Annotated in this window: 19 protein-coding genes; 4 read left to right on the top strand and 15 right to left on the bottom strand. The window is 65.5% G+C overall.

The annotated features are described in order from the left end of the window. Window positions 1–9 precede the first annotated feature (9 nt). Both V9L21_RS00835 and V9L21_RS00830 read right to left on the bottom strand, forming a co-directional pair. Window positions 10–798 carry an extensin-like domain-containing protein gene (locus V9L21_RS00835; RefSeq protein WP_443304485.1) on the bottom strand — a complete coding sequence of 263 codons (789 nt, stop codon included), beginning with the start codon at window positions 796–798 and terminating at the stop codon, window positions 10–12. A 151-nt stretch (window positions 799–949) separates the two neighbouring features. Then, entirely contained in the window at window positions 950–1693 is a 744-nt protein-coding gene (locus V9L21_RS00830) for an SDR family oxidoreductase (protein WP_337308322.1), read from the bottom strand. 97 nt (window positions 1694–1790) lie between these two features. On the opposite strand from V9L21_RS00830, the gene V9L21_RS00825 reads away from it, so the two are divergent. Next, window positions 1791–2687 (top strand): AraC family transcriptional regulator, encoded by an 897-nt coding sequence (locus V9L21_RS00825; protein WP_337308321.1) that lies wholly within the window; start codon window positions 1791–1793, stop codon window positions 2685–2687. Between the two features lie 8 nt (window positions 2688–2695). Here V9L21_RS00825 and V9L21_RS00820 read toward each other — a convergent pair whose 3' ends face one another. From V9L21_RS00820 to V9L21_RS00790, 7 genes are all read right to left on the bottom strand, one after another. Continuing rightward, complete coding sequence (locus tag V9L21_RS00820) at window positions 2696–3886, bottom strand: PrsW family intramembrane metalloprotease (protein WP_337308320.1); 1191 nt, start codon at window positions 3884–3886, stop codon at window positions 2696–2698. Further along, window positions 3883–4443 (bottom strand): hypothetical protein, encoded by a 561-nt coding sequence (locus tag V9L21_RS00815; RefSeq protein WP_337308319.1) that lies wholly within the window; start codon window positions 4441–4443, stop codon window positions 3883–3885. Before V9L21_RS00815 ends, V9L21_RS00820 begins: the two co-directional genes overlap by 4 nt. A gap of 128 nt (window positions 4444–4571) precedes the next feature. Then, window positions 4572–5054, bottom strand: a complete 483-nt coding sequence (locus V9L21_RS00810; RefSeq protein WP_337308318.1) for an SgcJ/EcaC family oxidoreductase — start codon at window positions 5052–5054, stop codon at window positions 4572–4574. Between the two features lie 171 nt (window positions 5055–5225). Then, window positions 5226–5909: a response regulator transcription factor gene (locus V9L21_RS00805; protein WP_337308317.1), complete on the bottom strand. Its 684-nt coding sequence runs from the start codon at window positions 5907–5909 to the stop codon at window positions 5226–5228. Next, on the bottom strand, window positions 5906–7546 hold the full coding sequence (locus tag V9L21_RS00800; RefSeq protein WP_337308316.1) for a sensor histidine kinase: 1641 nt from the start codon (window positions 7544–7546) through the stop codon (window positions 5906–5908). Before V9L21_RS00800 ends, V9L21_RS00805 begins: the two co-directional genes overlap by 4 nt. Before the next feature lie 54 nt (window positions 7547–7600). Beyond that, a complete protein-coding gene (locus V9L21_RS00795; protein ID WP_337308315.1) occupies window positions 7601–8008 on the bottom strand; it encodes a VOC family protein in 408 nt (135 codons plus the stop codon). Next, the gene (locus tag V9L21_RS00790; protein ID WP_337308314.1) at window positions 8005–8499 is read right to left on the bottom strand and encodes a helix-turn-helix transcriptional regulator; all 495 of its coding nucleotides are present in this window, start codon (window positions 8497–8499) and stop codon (window positions 8005–8007) included. The genes V9L21_RS00795 and V9L21_RS00790 overlap by 4 nt, the downstream gene beginning before the upstream one ends. Window positions 8500–8647: 148 nt before the next feature. Here V9L21_RS00790 and map point away from each other — a divergent pair, with 148 nt between their 5' ends. Together map and V9L21_RS00780 are read left to right on the top strand one after the other, a co-directional pair. After that, complete coding sequence (gene map, locus V9L21_RS00785) at window positions 8648–9394, top strand: type I methionyl aminopeptidase (RefSeq protein ID WP_337308313.1); 747 nt, start codon at window positions 8648–8650, stop codon at window positions 9392–9394. Between the two features lie 71 nt (window positions 9395–9465). After that, the gene (locus V9L21_RS00780) at window positions 9466–9837 is read left to right on the top strand and encodes a VOC family protein (protein WP_337308312.1); all 372 of its coding nucleotides are present in this window, start codon (window positions 9466–9468) and stop codon (window positions 9835–9837) included. A 21-nt stretch (window positions 9838–9858) separates the two neighbouring features. Here the strand turns inward: V9L21_RS00780 and V9L21_RS00775 are convergent, their stop codons facing one another. The 6 genes from V9L21_RS00775 to V9L21_RS00750 form a co-directional block, all read right to left on the bottom strand. Further along, entirely contained in the window at window positions 9859–10500 is a 642-nt protein-coding gene (locus V9L21_RS00775) for a dihydrofolate reductase family protein (protein ID WP_337308311.1), read from the bottom strand. A gap of 109 nt (window positions 10501–10609) precedes the next feature. Further along, entirely contained in the window at window positions 10610–11053 is a 444-nt protein-coding gene (locus tag V9L21_RS00770) for a MaoC family dehydratase (protein WP_337308310.1), read from the bottom strand. Further along, window positions 11046–12701: an AMP-binding protein gene (locus V9L21_RS00765; protein ID WP_337308309.1), complete on the bottom strand. Its 1656-nt coding sequence runs from the start codon at window positions 12699–12701 to the stop codon at window positions 11046–11048. Before V9L21_RS00765 ends, V9L21_RS00770 begins: the two co-directional genes overlap by 8 nt. Continuing rightward, complete coding sequence (locus tag V9L21_RS00760) at window positions 12698–13438, bottom strand: nitroreductase (protein ID WP_337308308.1); 741 nt, start codon at window positions 13436–13438, stop codon at window positions 12698–12700. The genes V9L21_RS00765 and V9L21_RS00760 overlap by 4 nt, the downstream gene beginning before the upstream one ends. 148 nt (window positions 13439–13586) lie before the next feature. After that, window positions 13587–14606, bottom strand: a complete 1020-nt coding sequence (locus V9L21_RS00755; RefSeq protein ID WP_337308307.1) for an AraC family transcriptional regulator — start codon at window positions 14604–14606, stop codon at window positions 13587–13589. 46 nt (window positions 14607–14652) lie between these two features. After that, window positions 14653–15663, bottom strand: a complete 1011-nt coding sequence (locus V9L21_RS00750) for an AraC family transcriptional regulator (RefSeq protein WP_337308306.1) — start codon at window positions 15661–15663, stop codon at window positions 14653–14655. A 55-nt stretch (window positions 15664–15718) separates the two neighbouring features. Between V9L21_RS00750 and V9L21_RS00745 the strand changes: the two genes are divergently transcribed. Beyond that, complete coding sequence (locus V9L21_RS00745; protein ID WP_337308305.1) at window positions 15719–16087, top strand: DsrE family protein; 369 nt, start codon at window positions 15719–15721, stop codon at window positions 16085–16087. Window positions 16088–16195: the final 108 nt, after the last annotated feature.

Below are 16195 nucleotides of genomic sequence, written 5' to 3'. Positions count from 1 at the left end.
AAGCCGCTGTCAGCGGCACACGTCGTACCCGCCGGTTTCCAGATGAAGGTGGTCCCGGTGCGCCGCGTTGTAGTCGGGCCCCAGGACGCCGTTGAAGAACCGGCAGGCGCCGCGGTGCGCATCGCGCACCAGCAGGGCTGCGGGATCATTGGTGCTTGCCGCATCGGCGGAGCCGCTGCGTGGCCAGGCCTGCAGCACCGTGATGCGCCGGCCGTTGGCAAGCGTCAGGCCCGCAACGTCGAGCGCATCGGCTGTCGCATGGCGGCTGCGCGAAGCACCCGGCACGGCGCCTTCACCGCGGTTCACGTTGCGGCAGGCGTAGCTGCCCAGGTGCTCGACCGCCGCCACAGGCTGGCCGAAGTGCTGCATGGCCGCGGGTTGCAGTGCGTGCCTCTCCCACATGAAGAAGGACAGCGCCATGGGGCAGCTCAGCGAAGGCGCGGTGCCGAGCCGCACGCCGGCAGAGCGCAGCCTCACCGCGTTCTTGAAGCCGCAGCCCGGGCCGGTGACCCGGTCCGGCAACAGGTCGTACTGCATGCCGGTTTGCGCCAGTGCAGCAAGGCAACGCCCAGGCTCGCTGCGGGCGCGCGAAAGCTTGTAGCCGGTCAGCCAGCCGGGCGGCGCAGTCACGTCGAGCGGCGCCCATGGATTGAAGCGGTCGGGGATCTTGAGCCTGCCGGTCGCGACGGCCCACGCGCCCAGCAAAAGTGCAGCGAGCGTGGCGCATGCAAACGCCTTGCCGAGCCAGCGCTTGCGGCTTGAAAAACTCGTCTCTGCCGGATCATCCAAAGGGTTCAAGGCCAGCGCTCCGATGCAAGGCCGAGCGGGAGCGGATCGCCATGCTGCGGCTCGGCAAAAAACAGAACGCTAAAAGGCTCGCGGCCAACCGGCTGTAGTCTGACGTGGCCTCCTGATGTGCGGCCATGTGCCGGTAGACGTCGCGGCGCCTTTACTTGCCGCCGGAAAGCGCAACCGCGTCCGCGCCTGCCGGATACCGCAACGTAGAGGCGGGGTCATGCGCTGCCCGCCACACCGCCTCGGACACATCGGCTGCGGTGGTCACTGCCGCCGGGTTTCCCAATTCTGCGAACACGCTGTGCGCCAAAGGTGCATACGCCTCGGGAACCAGGCCCTGCATGCGCTCCGCGCCGTTGGCCGTGAATTGCGTGCCCGGCCCATAGCCCGGCTCGACGAGCTTTGCGCGAATGTTGAAAGGGGCGAGCTCGAACACCAGTGACTCGGTGAAGCCTTCGATGGCAGTCTTGCTTGCGGTGTACGCCGCCACCAGGGGCATGGGCACAAGGGTGACAGTGGATGTGACATTGATGACCACGCCCGACTTCCGGAGCCGGAACTGCGGCAGCACGGCCTGGGTCATCGCCATCATGCCGAAGGTGTTGGTTTCGAATATCTCGCGCACGGTGGCCATGGGCGTTGCCTCGAACGCGCCGAAGAGCCCCAGCCCCGCGTTGTTGACCAGCACGTCGATGGGCCCGGCGGCTTCGACCGCGGCGGCAATGCTCCCGGGCTTTGTCACGTCGAGCGGCAGCACGCGCAGGCGTTCCGACAAAGGCAGGAGTTCGGCGCGCGGCGTGCGCATGGTGGCAATGACATGCCAGCCTTGCGCGTGAAAGTGCCGCGCGGTTTCCAGGCCGTAGCCAGACGAGCAGCCGGTGATCAGGACGGTCTTCATTGGGTTCCTTTGAGATTGGTGAAGGTGCGTCACGATATCGGCGTAGGGCAGGACTTTGAATAACCTATAGTCCTTGTTTTATTTGCAGGAGTCCGGCATGCCCGATCCGCTCGCCGATGTCGTCAAGCTGCTGCGTCCGCGCGCGGTGTACTCGAAGGTCATCAGCGGCGCGGGCTCTTGGGCGGTTCGCTATTCGGCTTTCGGCGAGCCCAGCTTCTGCACCATGCTCGAGGGCGAATGCGTCCTTGCGGTAGACGGGCAAGAGCCGCTTGCCCTTGCCGCCGGCGACTTCGTGCTCATGCCGGCCACGCCGGGGTTCACCATGTCGGGCCTCGAACCGGCGGCGCCGGTGTTTGTAGACGCCAGGAAGGCGCCCGCGCCAACGGAAGAAATTCGCCACGGCAGGCGCGAAGGCCCGCCGGACATGCGGATGCTCGGCGGCTACTTTGCCTTCGATTCGCCAGACGCCTCATTGCTGGCGTCGCTGCTCCCCACGCTGCTGCATGTAAGGGACATCGGGCGCCTTTCGGTGCTGGTGCAGCTCGTAAGGGAGGAATCGCTCCAACAGAAACCCGGGCGCGACCTCGTACTCGAACGCCTTGTCGAACTGCTGCTGATCGAAGCCCTGCGCTCCACGCCCGGGGAGCGCGCGCCGCCGGGGCTGCTCCGCGGGTTGGCCGACCCGCGCTTGTCCGCCGCGCTGCGGCAGCTGCATGGCGCTCCCGCGCAACCGTGGACAGTGGCCGATCTTGCAAGAAAGGCCGCACTGTCGCGTTCGGCTTTTTTTGAACGCTTCTCGCGCGCCGTGGGCCTGCCGCCCATGGAGTACCTGCTTGCCTGGCGCATGGCGCTGGCCAAAGACCTGCTGGCTCGCAGCGACGTCGGCATTGCGGAAGTTGCCGAGCGCGTGGGCTACGGCTCCGCCAGCACATTCAGCACCGCGTTCAGCCGCCATGTGGGCCAGCCGCCGGGCCGCTTTGCACGCCAGGGTTAGCGAGTGCCTCAGGGTTGGGGTGCGATGAGCGGATCGAGCATGGCCCGCAGCCGCCGTATTGCCACCTCGTGCCGCAGCGTCTGCGCCCCGCGGCCGTAGGTCATGGCCTTGCGGATGAGCCGCAGCTGCTCGCGCTGAAGCTGGGTCTTCAGGCGCCGTGCACGCAGGCCGAAGGTCCATCCCATTTCAATGCGAACCCTGTAGCGCGACAAAGGCGCGCCCAGGCGAACCCACTCGTCGTCGCGGATCAGGTCGCGCTCGGGCACGAAATAGGCTGCAAGGGCATGCAGGTAGGCGCCGTTCTCACGGGCGGCCACGCGCCAGAAGAGCCCGGCCGCAATCATCGCGGGAATGCCCTTGACGACAAGCAGCACCGCCATCTCGCCGTAGCCGCCGTCGAAAAGGTCTTCGAGCCATGGAGAGTTCCAGATGAAATGCATGGCCCAGGCCAGTGCAAAGCACAGAAGGGCGCAGCCGATTCTTGCCGCCATGGGGCGTTCAGGGTGCAGCAGGAACCAGGCGACGCCGAAAGACGCAATGGTCGTGTAGGCCGCGTGGCTCCACAGCCCGCTCAGCAGCCCGCGCGTCAACAGGTTCAGCAGCACGGGGTACACCTGGTTCTCGAGCGGAAAGTGCATGGAGGCGTTGACGGTGTAGGTGAGGTTTTCGACCACCTGGAATCCCAGCCCCGTCATGGCCCCGACGATGAGCACCGAAAGGTAGGTCTGGAACTGGTTGCGCGCCACAAGAATCAGCAGCACCACGCCCGCCAGCTTCAAAAACTCTTCGGTGATCGGGCCCGCAATGGCCGGCCCCCAGACCGCCACGAAATCGGGCGACACCAGCTTGGCGCACAGGCTCTGGATGGCAATGTTCGCCGGCGCGGCAAAGTAGACCGCGCCCAGGCCGCCCCACGCAAACGCGAGGAAAAAAGCTTCCGGCGGATGCTGCTCGAGCAAATCGAGCGTGCGAAACACCAGCAGAAAAACCAGCGTGTAGATGCCCCACACCAGCAGCCCCAGCAACGCAGTGATGGGGACGACCCGGAACCCGACCGAGAACATGTTGAAGGTGTAGAACAACCCGTTGACGATCAGCGCCGCCAGCAGCCAGAAGGCCGCGCGGCGCGGCTGGAAGAACGAATCGGTGCCCACCGGCCATTCGGCGCGATCCTGTTGTTCGGCAAGTTCGAGGTTCATTGCGGAGCTTCCAGGTCCATCGACTCGAGCATGCTGCGCGCGTCGGCCATGGCCTCGTTCAGGCCGTCGCTGGCGCCGTAGACGTCGATCTGCACCAGCGAGCGGCGCTGCAGGTCGACCACCTGCCAGAACCGGCCCGCCAGCTTCGATCCGTAGTAGGCAAAGGTATTGCCCTGCAGCCCCCACGCCGTGACAAAGCCGGACACGTCGCCGTCGATCTGCAGGCCCTGGCCCCGCTCCATGAGCCTTTGCTGACGCGTCATCGGCCCGTCTGGCCCGCCTGCCCACGGTCCGGTCGTCACCAAAAACTTGTGACCGCCCTTGAACAGCATCAGGGACCTGCCCGCCCTGGAGCGGGACACGTCCATTTCCCACCCTTCGGCGGGAACGAACCGCGCATGCCCTACGGCCACCGTTTCACCCGCGGGCAGCGGCCGGCTGCCCGGCGTGCGGCTGTCCCACAGTTTCAGGCCGCCGACATACCCCGCAATTGCAAGCAGAACAGCAAGCGCGCCTGGCCAGGTGCGGTATGGAATGCGGCGTGATGGCTCGAGCATGCTTTTATCGTGCCACACGGCGGGCTGCTCTTGCATCGCCCCTGGTGCACGACGATCATCCGCTGGCGCTGGAAATGCCGGTGAGGAGGAACCCCGCGCGCATCTCCAGCGGCAGCGCGTGCGGCCGTTTACTTGCCCGCAACCGCCTCGGGCATTGCCGACGAGTGATGATGGGCGATGAGCCACTGGCCGTTCACCAGTTCATACACGTAGGTGTAGCGCGCGTGCACCGATGTGCCGTCCTTGAACTTGAAGGTATAGGTGCCCACGTCTTGCGCCACGTTGCAACCGATGCGGATGATGCGCTTGTCGATCGTGCCCCGGGGCTCGCCCTTCAGAAACTTGACGAAGTAGTCGCGAATTTCCGCGGGCGTGCTGCGCGGGTTGTTCGACACGGTGGGCAGGAGCACACCATCGGGTGCGTAGTTGGCGGTGACCTTGTCCGGGTCCAGCGTGCGCAGCGAATCGTTCCAGCGGTCGAACAGCGCGCCGACCTGCGCTTGCGTCACAGGGGCGCAAGCCGCCGAGCCGGAGGCGGCGTTGGCGCCGGCAGCGAAGGTAAGGGCCAGCAGGCTGGTGGCGGTGGTGGTCGCGAGAAGTCGCATCTTCATTTTTTGATTCCTGTGCAGTGAGGTGAAAGCGACGCCGTGTTGTGACGGCGCTGCACCGGATCGCGGCGCAGGAATCAAGTGTTGGCCGCGCGGATGAACGCGAGGCTCCGCGCGGAATGACAAACGGTTAACGCGCAGATGAACAGCGCATGAACGCGGGCGAGCTTCTTTTCAGCTTTCCTGCGCGTCGAGCCGGTAGCCGAAGCCGCGCACGGTCTTCAGCAGCGCAAGCGCATGGCCGTCGTCGATCTTGCTGCGAAGGCGGCGCACATACACATCGACCACATTGGTCAGCGGGTCCTCGTTGGTGCCCCACACGTTCGACAGGATGCGTTCGCGGCTGTACACGCGGCCCGGGGCGCTCATCAACAGCTCCAGAAAGGCCAGCTCGCGTGCCGTCAGAGAGACCGGCCGGCCGGCTCGCGTGACCTGCATCCGCTCGCGGTCGAGCACCAGGTCGGCCAGCTGCAGGGTGCTGGCCTTGGGGCGCTGTTCGCGGCCGCGGCGCATCAGCGCTTCGATGCGTGCGAGCAGTTCCTCGAACGCAAACGGCTTGGTAAGGTAGTCGTCGGCACCCAGCCGCAGGCCCTTTACCTTGTCTTCGAGCGTGCTCATGGCGGTGAGCATCAGCACCGGCACATGGTGGCCTTCGGCGCGCAGCGTCTGGCACAGCTCAAGGCCGCTCAGGCCGGGCAGCATCAGGTCGAGAACCAGCAGCGAGAGATCGCCGCCGCGCGCGCGCTCCAGGCCCTCGGTGCCGGTGCGCGCGAGCTGCACGCCATAGCCCTCGGCGCGCAAACCGCGCAGCAGAAAATCGGCGACGCGCGGATCGTCTTCCACGATGAGAATGTTCATGCCGCCTCCAGCGAAGCGGCCTGGTCGCCGCGCGACTTTGGCAAGCTGATGCTGACGGTAGTGCCGGCAAAGGGAACGCTTTCGATGCCGATGTGTCCATGGTGCGCGCCCACGATAGCCTGCGCAATCGACAGCCCGATGCCGGTGCCTTCCACCCGATGGTCGCGCGCGCGCCGACCGCGGTGGAAGCGCTGGAACACCGTGGGCATTTCGTGCGGGTCGATGCCGATGCCCTCGTCCTGCACGACGATGTCGACCTGCTCGCCGCGCTCGCGCCAGCCAAGGCGCACCGTGCCGCCTGCGTGTGAATAGCGCACCGCGTTGTCCAGCACGATCATCAGCGCCTGGCGAAGGCGGTCGGCATCTACATGAACGTGCACCGGCTGCGCCGCCGGGGTGCCGCCTTGCGCTTCGAGCTGCACCCGCACGCCATGCAGCGCACCGAGCGCTTCGGCCTGTTCGGCGGCGTCCGCGACCAGCTGTTGCAGCTCGACCTCGCCGGGCCGCATCACGAGCTGGTCGGCTTCCGCGCGTGCGATCAGCATCAGGTCGTCGATCACGCCGGCCAGCTGCTTCACGCCGCCGACGATGCGCCCCAGCGTCTGCTTGTATTCGGCGAGCGGCTTGTCGCTTCCACGCAGCGCAATCTCGGCCTCGCCGCGAATGGCCGTGGCCGGCGTGCGCAGCTCATGGCTGAGGTCGGCAAAGAGCTGCCGGCGCCGCTGGTCGATCTGCTGCAGGGTGTCGTGCGCGCTGCGCAACTCTGCGGTGCGCGCTTCGACCGCATCTTCCAGCCGGCGCCGGGCGGCTTCGGCGGCATTGCGGTGCTGCTGCAGCTCGACCGCCATGGCGTTGAAATGCTCGGCCACCCGGTCGAACTCGTCGTGCGACCCAAGGGCCAGCCGGTGGTCGAGGTTGCCGGCCTGGAGCGCCTGCGTGCCGGCCAGCAGGCGGTCGAGCGGCCGCTGCAGACGGCGGTTCAGGTGCACCGCCATCAGCACGGCCGCGGCCAGCGTGAGCGCCGCCAGCGCAATGGCCTTCAGGCGCAGCGCCTCGAGGCCGCGCTCGGTGGCGGCACGAGCCACCGGCACCGTGCGCCGCTGGCGCTCGATGGCGCCGTTCACCAGTTCGCGCAGGTCGCGCCCGCGCGTCACGTCGAACACCTGGTTGAGCTCTTGCCACACGGCGGAGAATTCGGCGCCTCGCTCCAGCGGCGTCAGGCGCAGCAGCCGCTCATGCACGTCGGCAATGTTGGCGTCCAGCAGTTCAACCGCATCGACCAGCTGCGTGACCTCCGCGGGTACCGCGGAGCCATCGCTCGCGGCAATCTCGGTCCACACGGCCAGGTCGCGGTGCGCCAGCTCGTTGAGCCGGGCCGCGCTGGCCTGCATGCCCGCCAACCAGCGGTCGCGCGTTTCGCTGGAGGCTCCCGCGTTCATCAGTTGCTGCGACGCCCACACGCGCAGCCGCTGCTTGTTGGCCGACAGCTCCAGCAGTTCGGAGAGGATGTCGCTCGCCAGCCGGCTGTGCTGCGTGTAGACATTGACGCGCGCCGAGCCCCAGTAGACGAAGGCCGCCTGGATGCAAACCAGCGTAACCAGTGCGGCGAACGCCAGTGAAAGCCTTGATCTGAACATGCGCGGACTTTAGCAACAAGCCCGCAGTGCCCTGCGGCGGCGTGCCGCCGGCGCTCAGCCGCGGCCCTGGATCATCTTCCACCCGTTTCCGGAAGGGTCGCGAAAGCCGGCGTCCACGGTGCCGTAGCGCTCTACCGGCTCTTGCGTGAACTCCACCCCCTTGGCAAGCATCTGGGCGTAAGCGGCGCGGCAGTCGGCCACCGTGAGCACCAGCGGAGGCATCGCGCCCTTGGCCACGATGGCGCGCAGCGCCTGCGCCGTTGCCTCGTCGTGCACCGGCGGGCCGGGCAGAAAAAGGCCGAGCTGGAATGACGGCTGCTCCGGGTGCTGCACCGTGAGCCAGCGATAGCCGCCGTTGCCCACGTCCGTGTGAACACGAAACCCGAGCTTGTCTACATAAAACGAAAGCGCCTCGTCCTGGTCGCGCACATACAAACCGACTACATCAATGCCCTGCTTCATGAACTCTCCTGTGTTTGTTTGGGCCTGTTTGTACCGTTTGCCGCCTGGCGCCGCTTCTCCGAAACTGCGGTCGTGAGTCCGGGCCGGCGCGCGGCGCTCACGATGCACTCGGGCACCGCGCCGAGCTCGCGCACCGCCTGCTTGCCTTGCGAGCGCACCGCGCTCGGGGTGTGGCCGGTAACGTCGCGAAAGGTGCGCCCGAAGGTGCCCAGGCTCGCCCAGCCGGTATCGAAGGCGATGTCGGTGATGGGCCGGTCGGTTTCGCGCAGCAAGGCCATCGCGCGCTCGATGCGCCGGGTGAGCAGATAGCGGTGCGGCGGAATGCCGAAGGCCTGCTTGAACGATCGTGCGAAGTGGGCTTCGGACACGCCGCTTACCTCCGCGAGCCGGCCCACGGGCCATTCTTCATGCGATGCGGCGTCCATCCGGTCTTTTGCGCGCAGCAGCCGTCGCAGCAGGTCGGGGTCTTGAAGGGCAGGGGCTTCGCTCACGCAGCCCCCTGAAGATGCAGATTCACGTTCAACGCTCTCCCTCGTTTGTTTGGCGCGTACCGGCGCCATAGGTACCGGATAATGCCCTCCAAGGCCCATGCGCCACCCAAAAAAGATCTTTCAACCGAATCTTCCACAAATACCTCAGATGACCATCGAAACCCAGGACGACGTCGCAGCATTGAAACGGATCGGCAGAATAGTCTCGTTCGTGCTGAGCCAGATGCTCGATGCCGCAGAACCCGGCATGACCACGCGCGAGCTCGACTCGCTGGGCGAGCAGCTGTTGGAAGAGCAGGGCGCGCGCTCCGCACCGAGGCTGACATACAACTTTCCAGGTGCGACGTGCATCAGCATCAATGAAGAGGCGGCGCACGGAATCCCCGGGGACCGGATCATCAAGGCAGGGGATGTCCTGAACATCGATGTGTCGGCCGAACTCGACGGCTACTTTGCCGATACCGGCGGAACCAGAGTGGTGCCCCCAACCAATCCGCAGAAGACCCGGCTCTGCCACGCGACGCGTACGGCCCTTGCCGAAGCAATGAAGAGCGCCAGGGCAGGGCAACCGATCAACGCCATCGGCGCCGCCATCGAGCGCACTGCAAAGGCCTATGGTTTCAAGGTCATCGAAAACCTCGGGAGCCACGGCGTCGGCCGTGCGCTGCACGAAGAGCCGGAGCACATCGCCGGCTATTTCGATCCCTCGGACAAACGCATCCTGCAAGAAGGAATGGTCATCACCATCGAACCGTTTCTTTCGACCAAGAGCCGCATCGTGACGGAAGCTGCCGACGGGTGGACGCTCGCAGGCGCAAGCGGAAACTTGTCCGCGCAGTATGAACACACGATGATCATCACCAAGGGTGCCCCCATCGTCGTGACGCTGCACTGATTGCGAATAAAGGGTAGCCCTCCATTTTCTCGTATGCCCTAGCCATTCACCAGCGCTCGCCAGGAGAAACCATGCAGCTTCGCACCGCACGCATTTTTGTTCGAGACCTGCCGGGCGCGTCCCGCTTCTACGAAGAGCTGCTTGGCTTGCCGCTCACATCGCCGCGGAGCGAAGAGAACTTTCGCGTGTTCGACGCAGGACCGATGAGCCTGGTTGTCGAGCATGTCGACGCGGATGCCCCCGCGGAAGATCAGGCGCTTATCGGGCGTTTCACAGGGCTGTCATTCGACGTGGCGGACGTTCAGTCGAAGTACAGCGAGCTTGCCTCGCTCGGCGTTGCGTTCACCGGGCTTCCGGAGCAGCAGGCATGGGGCGGCATCCTTGCAACGCTGCGCGACCCTTCCGGCAACGAGCTCCAGCTTGTGCAGCAGCCATTGCGCTAGCGCGCCGCGCACACAGCGCTTTTACGTCCTCGCGAATTTCAGGTGGGTCACGTCCGGCGCCGCGATCGTCTTCACCAGGGCAAGGGAATGCAGGGTGTCGACGCCGTCGAACAGGCGTTCCCCACCCCCGAGCAAGATCGGCGCGAGGTGCAGCTGCATTTCATCGACGAGGCCGGCGTTCAGGTACTGCTGCGCGGCGTTGGCCCCACCCGCCAGTGCCACGTCCTTTCCGCCTGCCGCGCGCCGGGCCTGGTCCAGTGCACTCTCGATGCCGTCGGTCACGAACGTGAAGCTGGTGCCGCCTTCCATCATCAAGGGTTCGCGTGCGTGGTGGGTCAGCACGAATACCGGGTGACGAAACGGCGGATTGGACCCCCACCAGCCGTTCCAGGGATTCGTGTTGTCCCACGGCCCTGGGCCGCCGCCGAACATGTTGCGTCCCATGATGGTCGCGCCGATGTTGACGAGTTCATCTTCCATCACCGGCGTGCTCTCGTTCACCACGCCGCCATCCAGGCCGTGTGGCCGGCGCCAGGCCTCCAACGGGACCACCCATTCATGCAATTGCTCGCCGCCAACCCCGAGCGGCTCCCGCAAGCTTTGGTGCGGACCGGCGACAAACCCGTCCAGCGAAATCGAGATCCTGAATCGAAGCTTTGACATGCTGTTGACCCCTTGCTCCATGGCATTGGAGCGGCGAGTCTAGGAGCTGCGCGGTGGCTCGGCAATGACAACAAAGCCTCGTTTTCTGCCAAAGACGCGAGGGGATGCCTCAGTTGTGCTCATTGAGCAGCACCGTGCCATGCGCAAGAACGCTGGTCCGGTCATCCGCGTCTTTCACCCAGCCCTGCATCTCGATGATGCTGCCGCCTCTCGGGCGGGCCGCGATCGACAAGACATTCCATTCGATGAGTACCGTCTCGCTCGCCCGCACGGGACGCAGCAGGTCGACCGAGAAGTTGATTCCCAGCACGTTCCCTTTCTTGGCGAAGTGGCTGGCGGTCAGCCCCATCAAGAGCGACGTGGTGTGCGTGCCGCTTGCTATCAATCCGCCGAAGCGCGTGCCTCTTGCAAATTCCGCGTCGTGGTGCAGTGGGTTGTCGTCTCCCGCGGCCAGGGCAAACCTTCTGACTTGCTCTTCGTCGAAGGCGTGCGTCCGCGAGAAACGGTAGCCGGGCTCTATGGGCGCCGCGGCGGCGGGTTCGAACTCAGTCATGCGGCCTCGCGAGCCCGGTGATGGCTTCCTGGCTTCCGGCTTGCTGGCGCAGGCGGAATTTCTGGATCTTGCCCGTGGCCGTTTTCGGCAAGCTGCTGAAGACTACGCGGCGCGGACACTTGAAGTGCGCCAGCCGCTCACGGCAGAAGGCAATGATTTCTTGCTCCGACGGTGCCGCGGCACCGGCCCGGAGTTCGATGAAAACGCAAGGCACTTCGCCCCATTTCTCGTCGGGCTGGGCGACCACGGCGGCATGCAAGACCGCCGGGTGACCGTGAACCACGTCCTCGACTTCGACGGAAGAAATGTTCTCGCCGCCGGAGATGATCACGTCCTTCGAACGATCGGTGATCTGCGCATAGCCGTTGCCGTGGAGCACCGCGACGTCTCCGGTGCGGAACCATCCGTTGGCGAGCGCCTTGCGCGTTGCGGGCTCGTTCTTGAAGTAGCCCATCATCACCGTGTTGCCGCGCAGCATGAGCTCCCCCGCGGTTTTTCCGTCGGGAGGAACGGGCGCCAGGGTGTCCGCATCGCCGACCATGAGGCCTTCGAACATGGCGGCGCGCACGCCCTGGCGCACCCGCAGCTTGCCCTGATCGGCCTTGGGAAGATCGTCCCAGCCGTCTTGCCATACGCAACTCACCGGCGTGCCGCAAACCTCCGTGATGCCGAAGACGTGCTCCACATCGAAACCCATGGCCAACACACTGTTGAGCACGGCAAGCGGAGGAGGGGATCCCGCGGTGAGCACGCGCACGGGGCGGGACAGCCTGATGTTTTGCGCCGAATCGGCAAGCATGGCCATGACGACCGGGGCCGCGCACAGATGATCGATCTGGTGCCTGTCGATAGCCTGTAGCACCGCCTCGGCCGACACCCTGCGCAGGCAGACATGGGTTCCCGCCGCCGCCGTGACGGCCCAGGTGAAGCACCATCCGTTGGCATGGAACATGGGCAGTGTCCACAGATACTTCGGCGCCCGCGGCATGGCCCAGTTCGTGATCTGCAGCAGGCTCATGAGGTAGGTGCCGCGGTGGCTCGCGACCACGCCCTTCGGGTCTCCGGTGGTGCCGGAGGTGTAGTTCAGGGCAATGGGCTGCCATTCATCGCTCGGCCGGCGGCCGGGAAAGGCCGGGTCGCCGCTCGCCAGCAAAGATTCATAGTCGGTCTGGCCGATGCGTTCACCGGGTGGCGCGAGGTGGTCGTTGATGTCGATGACCGCAGGAGGCTCGTCGAGCAGCTTCAAGGCAGCGGCAACCGTTGCAGAGAACTCGCGGTCGACCATCAGCAGCTTGCATTCGCCATGGCGCAGGATGAATGCAATCGCTTCGGCATCCAGGCGGTGGTTGATCGCATTGAGAACGGCGCCTGCCAGCGGCACGCCGAAATGCGCCTCCAGCATGGCGGGCGTGTTGGGCGCCAGCACTGAAACGGTGTCCCCCGGCTGAACGCCGCGGATCACCAGCGCCGAAGCAAGGCGATGGCAGCGCTCGCGCGTCTGCGCCCAGGTTCGCGACAGATCGCCGTGCACCACGGCCGGGCGTTCCGGATGCGCCAGCGCGGCGCGATCGAGAAAGCCCAGTGGCGTCAGCGGCACATGATTGGCCTCGCAGCGGTCGAGGCCCTTTCCGTAGGATTCCGCGCTCATGCTCTTGTCTCCTTTGCATTGTTGTGGAACGTCGTGAATGAGGAAACCGGCTCCCGCTCGGTAACTAGTGAGTTCTCGATCGACGACTCGTCCGCGTAGCCCAGGCTCATGCCGCAAACGAGCATCTGGCCCGGGGGTACTTTCAGCAGTTCGCCGATCTGGCGGTGAAACTTCAGGAAGGCGGCTTGCGGGCAGGTGTGAAGACCCCGGCTTCGCGCGGCCACCATCACGCTCTGCAGGAACATGCCGTAGTCCAGCAGGCTTCCTTCCTGGAGCGAGCGGTCGACGGTGAAGAACAGGCCCACGGGCGCATCGAAGAACCGGTAGTTGCGCCCGTGCTGCAGGTGCATGCGCTGCTTGTCGCCCTTGGCAATGCCAAGCAGGCCGTACAGGTCCCAGCCGACCTTGCGGCGCCGCTCGAGGTAAGGCGAGAACCATTCACGCGGGTAGTAGTCGTAAGGCTCCAGCAGTTCGTCCGATCGGCGGGGATCGTCGTCGAGCGCCGCAATGGCCGCGGACAACCTTGCCTTCGCAGGCCCGGTCAGCACATGCACATGCCAGGGTTGCATGTTCATGCCCGAAGCGCTGTAGCGCGCGATCGAGAGGATCGCTTCGATTTCTTCCCGTGGCACCGGCCTTGGCAAATACGCTCTCACGCTGCGCCGGGTGGCAATTGCCCAATCGACTGCCGCTCGCAGCGTTTCTGCGCTGAGCGGCGGTGCCATCATTCGGTTCATTCCAGGGTTCCTTGCTTTCAACAAGCGCTTGGCGCACGCAAGCTGCGAGTGCGAGCGGAGGTTAGTTCTGCAAGCAACCGAAGCCCATGCCCGAACGCCTCGATTCGATCGGGGCCTTTGGGCATGCGAAGCTCTTCCTGGGGAGCGCCTATTCCCGACCGGGGCGAGAGGAGCGATACGCGCCGGGGCTGACACCTGTCCACTTCTTGAAAGCGCGATGAAAAGCGCTGGTTTCCTGGAACCCCGTCCGGGCCGCGACCTCAGCCACCGTCAAGCTCGCGCTCGACAGCAGATCGATGGCAATGTCCCGCCGGAGGTCGTCCTTCACGCGCTGGTAGTTCAGGCCCTCTTGCTGCAGGCGGCGCTGGAGCGTGGTGCCGGAAACGCAGAGTTCCTGCGCAAGCTTCTCCAGCTCCGGCCAGGCATCGGGCAACTGGCTGCGCAACCTGTTGCGAACCTGTGCGCTGGTGCTCGCGTCATTGCGGTACTTGACCAGCAGGTTGGCCGGCGCAGCACGCAAGAAATTGTCGACCGTGTCCGGAGATTCCGCGATCTTCAGATCCAGCAGATCGCTTGCGAACGTGATGTGCGTGGTCTCGCCGTTGAACTTCACGTTCTCGCAGAACCGCGTACGGTAGTGGCTGTCATCGCCGGGAGGCGGGCACCGGAACTGCATCTCGCGCAGGGGAATCCGCCTGTGCACGAGCCAGCATGCCAGGCCGTGAACGAGGATGAACCAGGTGCCGTAGCCGAACAGGCGGCGCAGCACCCCGCCGTCATGCAGGATGACGCGGGCCTCGTCCGCCGAGCGGACCAGCTCCCCGTGAAAGTCGTCCAATGTGGCGTGAAGAAACCTGAGGATGCGGCGCAGCGCGTGCTCCAGGTTGTCGGAGCTGACCGCCGCGCGCGTCATGAGCGCATAGCTTCCGCGGCGAAGCCCATGGCTGTCGAGGCCGAAGAACTCGTCGTCCATCAGGTCGGCCAAGGCCACCCACATGCGCGAATAGGCCGCGGCCGAAATGCGCGCGCGCGGAGCGTTCAGCAGATCGCGATCCAGCTTTGCGCTTTCAAGCACGCTGCTGATGTCCATGTTCCTGAGCGCCGCGGCGTGAATGGCCTCGTGCACGAGCTCGATGGAAACTGTGCCCTTCAACCCTGCTGATTTCATGCAGACTCTTTGCAAATAGGTGCCATGGCGCCGTTCACCGCCCCGATCAGCCCGTCGCCTGCCGTCGGCGCCAGTCTCCCGGCGGCACACCGAAGCGCCGCTTGAACGCCCGGCTGAAGGCTGCCTCCGACTCGTACTTCGCGTGGTCGGCAATGATCTTGATCGGCAGTTCGCTGCTTTTCAGGTGCTTTGCGGCCAGCTGAAGGCGCCAGTGCGCCAGGTACTGCATCGGCGGCTGGTCGAGAAAGTGATTGAACCGTTCGCTCAGCACGGTGCGCGACACGCCCACGCCGCGCGCCAGGCTCTCGAGGCTCCAGTCCTCCATTGGCGCCGCGTGCAGCAGCTTCAGGGCCGGGCCGACCACGGCGTCGTTGTAGGCCGCGAACCAGCCCACCTCGTCGGCCGAGAGGCCCTGCATGTGCTTGCGCAGGATTTCCACGAACATCAGCTCGGTGAGGCGCGGCAGCATGCTGCGCCATCCGGGCTGGGGCTTGCTGGCCTCGGTCACGGTATGGCGGATGGTGGTGGCCAGCCAGTGGTCGGCCTGCGTGGTGTCGGGGGCGATGTGCAGCACGTCGGGCAGGTGCCGCAGCACGGGGTGGAAAAGCAGCTCGTCGCAGCGTATGAATCCGCAGATGATGCTGGTGGCACCGCCGGCTCCGCCATGCTCCACCAGCGGCATGCCGGCCCACGGAAGCTGTGGCAGCAACTGGCCGATGTGCACCGGCGCCGTGGCGTCGCCGCCGCTCAGGCGGTGAACGCCGCCATACGGCAGCAGCACGGCATCGCCGCTGTTCAGCCGCATGGGTTCGCGCTCGGGCAGCTCGATCCTGCAGCCGCCGGAGCCGATGATGTGAAAGGGAATCACGCGGCTCGAACCGAGCGCGAGCATCGCGGCCATCTGGCCCGAATCGACGCTCGTCACGCACCAGGGCTCGCGGAACTCGGCGCGGAACAGCACCATGCCGGTGACGTGCATGCTTTCGAGCAGGTCCGACAGCATGTCCCCCGACCGACCCGGCGATGTTTGGGTCAAGACTTCCGGCATTTTGGTCATGGCCTGCCTCCGGCATGAAGCGTACGCTGGCTCCACTCATTCAATGGAGACCCCTATGAACACCGAGACACGCGATCTGGTCGTTGTAATCACGCATGGCATCGACCATGAATTGTCCTCCGTCGGACTGGTCATTGCCCTGGGCGGCATGACGTCGGGGCTGAAGGTTTCCATTTTTCTCACCAGCGCGGGCGTCGATCTTGTGCGGCGCGGCGCGTCCGACACGACGCACGTCAAGCCATTGGACCCGCTGGCGGACATGCTGCGCGACTTTCTTTCGCGAGGCGGCACGCTCTGGGCCTGCACGCCCTGCGTGAAGAGCCGCGGCTACACGCAGGAGAACCTGCTGGAGGGCGTGGTCATCGCCGGGTCCAGCGTGATGCACGAGCTGATCAAGCGGGGCGCGGCAACGTTGAGCTTCTAGGCAAGGCGGCGCCGCGGCAGGCGGGTGGCGTCGGCGGTCCGCGGGCTGGCCGCGTTAGAGTCTGGCCACGTCCACAAGACCCACCATTCCACATGCAAGACTTGCAAG

The organism is Variovorax sp. CCNWLW235, from assembly GCF_037204085.1.
In the GTDB taxonomy this organism is placed as follows: Bacteria; Pseudomonadota; Gammaproteobacteria; order Burkholderiales; family Burkholderiaceae_C; genus Variovorax.
This window is presented reverse-complemented; position numbering and strand designations above follow the sequence as displayed.

Excerpts from the sequence above, each read along its gene's own strand:
- V9L21_RS00795 (WP_337308315.1), bottom strand. The coding sequence starts at position 8,008 with ATGAAGCAGGGCATTGATGTAGTCGGTTTGTATGTGCGCGACCAGGAC.
- V9L21_RS00775 (WP_337308311.1), bottom strand. The coding sequence starts at position 10,500 with ATGTCAAAGCTTCGATTCAGGATCTCGATTTCGCTGGACGGGTTTGTC.
- V9L21_RS00800 (WP_337308316.1), bottom strand. The coding sequence starts at position 7,546 with ATGTTCAGATCAAGGCTTTCACTGGCGTTCGCCGCACTGGTTACGCTG.
- map (WP_337308313.1), top strand. The coding sequence starts at position 8,648 with ATGACCATCGAAACCCAGGACGACGTCGCAGCATTGAAACGGATCGGC.
- V9L21_RS00780 (WP_337308312.1), top strand. The coding sequence starts at position 9,466 with ATGCAGCTTCGCACCGCACGCATTTTTGTTCGAGACCTGCCGGGCGCG.
- V9L21_RS00770 (WP_337308310.1), bottom strand. The coding sequence starts at position 11,053 with ATGACTGAGTTCGAACCCGCCGCCGCGGCGCCCATAGAGCCCGGCTAC.
- V9L21_RS00815 (WP_337308319.1), bottom strand. The coding sequence starts at position 4,443 with ATGCTCGAGCCATCACGCCGCATTCCATACCGCACCTGGCCAGGCGCG.
- V9L21_RS00825 (WP_337308321.1), top strand. The coding sequence starts at position 1,791 with ATGCCCGATCCGCTCGCCGATGTCGTCAAGCTGCTGCGTCCGCGCGCG.
- V9L21_RS00830 (WP_337308322.1), bottom strand. The coding sequence starts at position 1,693 with ATGAAGACCGTCCTGATCACCGGCTGCTCGTCTGGCTACGGCCTGGAA.
- V9L21_RS00805 (WP_337308317.1), bottom strand. The coding sequence starts at position 5,909 with ATGAACATTCTCATCGTGGAAGACGATCCGCGCGTCGCCGATTTTCTG.
- V9L21_RS00820 (WP_337308320.1), bottom strand. The coding sequence starts at position 3,886 with ATGAACCTCGAACTTGCCGAACAACAGGATCGCGCCGAATGGCCGGTG.
- V9L21_RS00810 (WP_337308318.1), bottom strand. The coding sequence starts at position 5,054 with ATGAAGATGCGACTTCTCGCGACCACCACCGCCACCAGCCTGCTGGCC.
- V9L21_RS00755 (WP_337308307.1), bottom strand. The coding sequence starts at position 14,606 with ATGAAATCAGCAGGGTTGAAGGGCACAGTTTCCATCGAGCTCGTGCAC.
- V9L21_RS00760 (WP_337308308.1), bottom strand. The coding sequence starts at position 13,438 with ATGAACCGAATGATGGCACCGCCGCTCAGCGCAGAAACGCTGCGAGCG.
- V9L21_RS00765 (WP_337308309.1), bottom strand. The coding sequence starts at position 12,701 with ATGAGCGCGGAATCCTACGGAAAGGGCCTCGACCGCTGCGAGGCCAAT.
- V9L21_RS00750 (WP_337308306.1), bottom strand. The coding sequence starts at position 15,663 with ATGACCAAAATGCCGGAAGTCTTGACCCAAACATCGCCGGGTCGGTCG.
- V9L21_RS00745 (WP_337308305.1), top strand. The coding sequence starts at position 15,719 with ATGAACACCGAGACACGCGATCTGGTCGTTGTAATCACGCATGGCATC.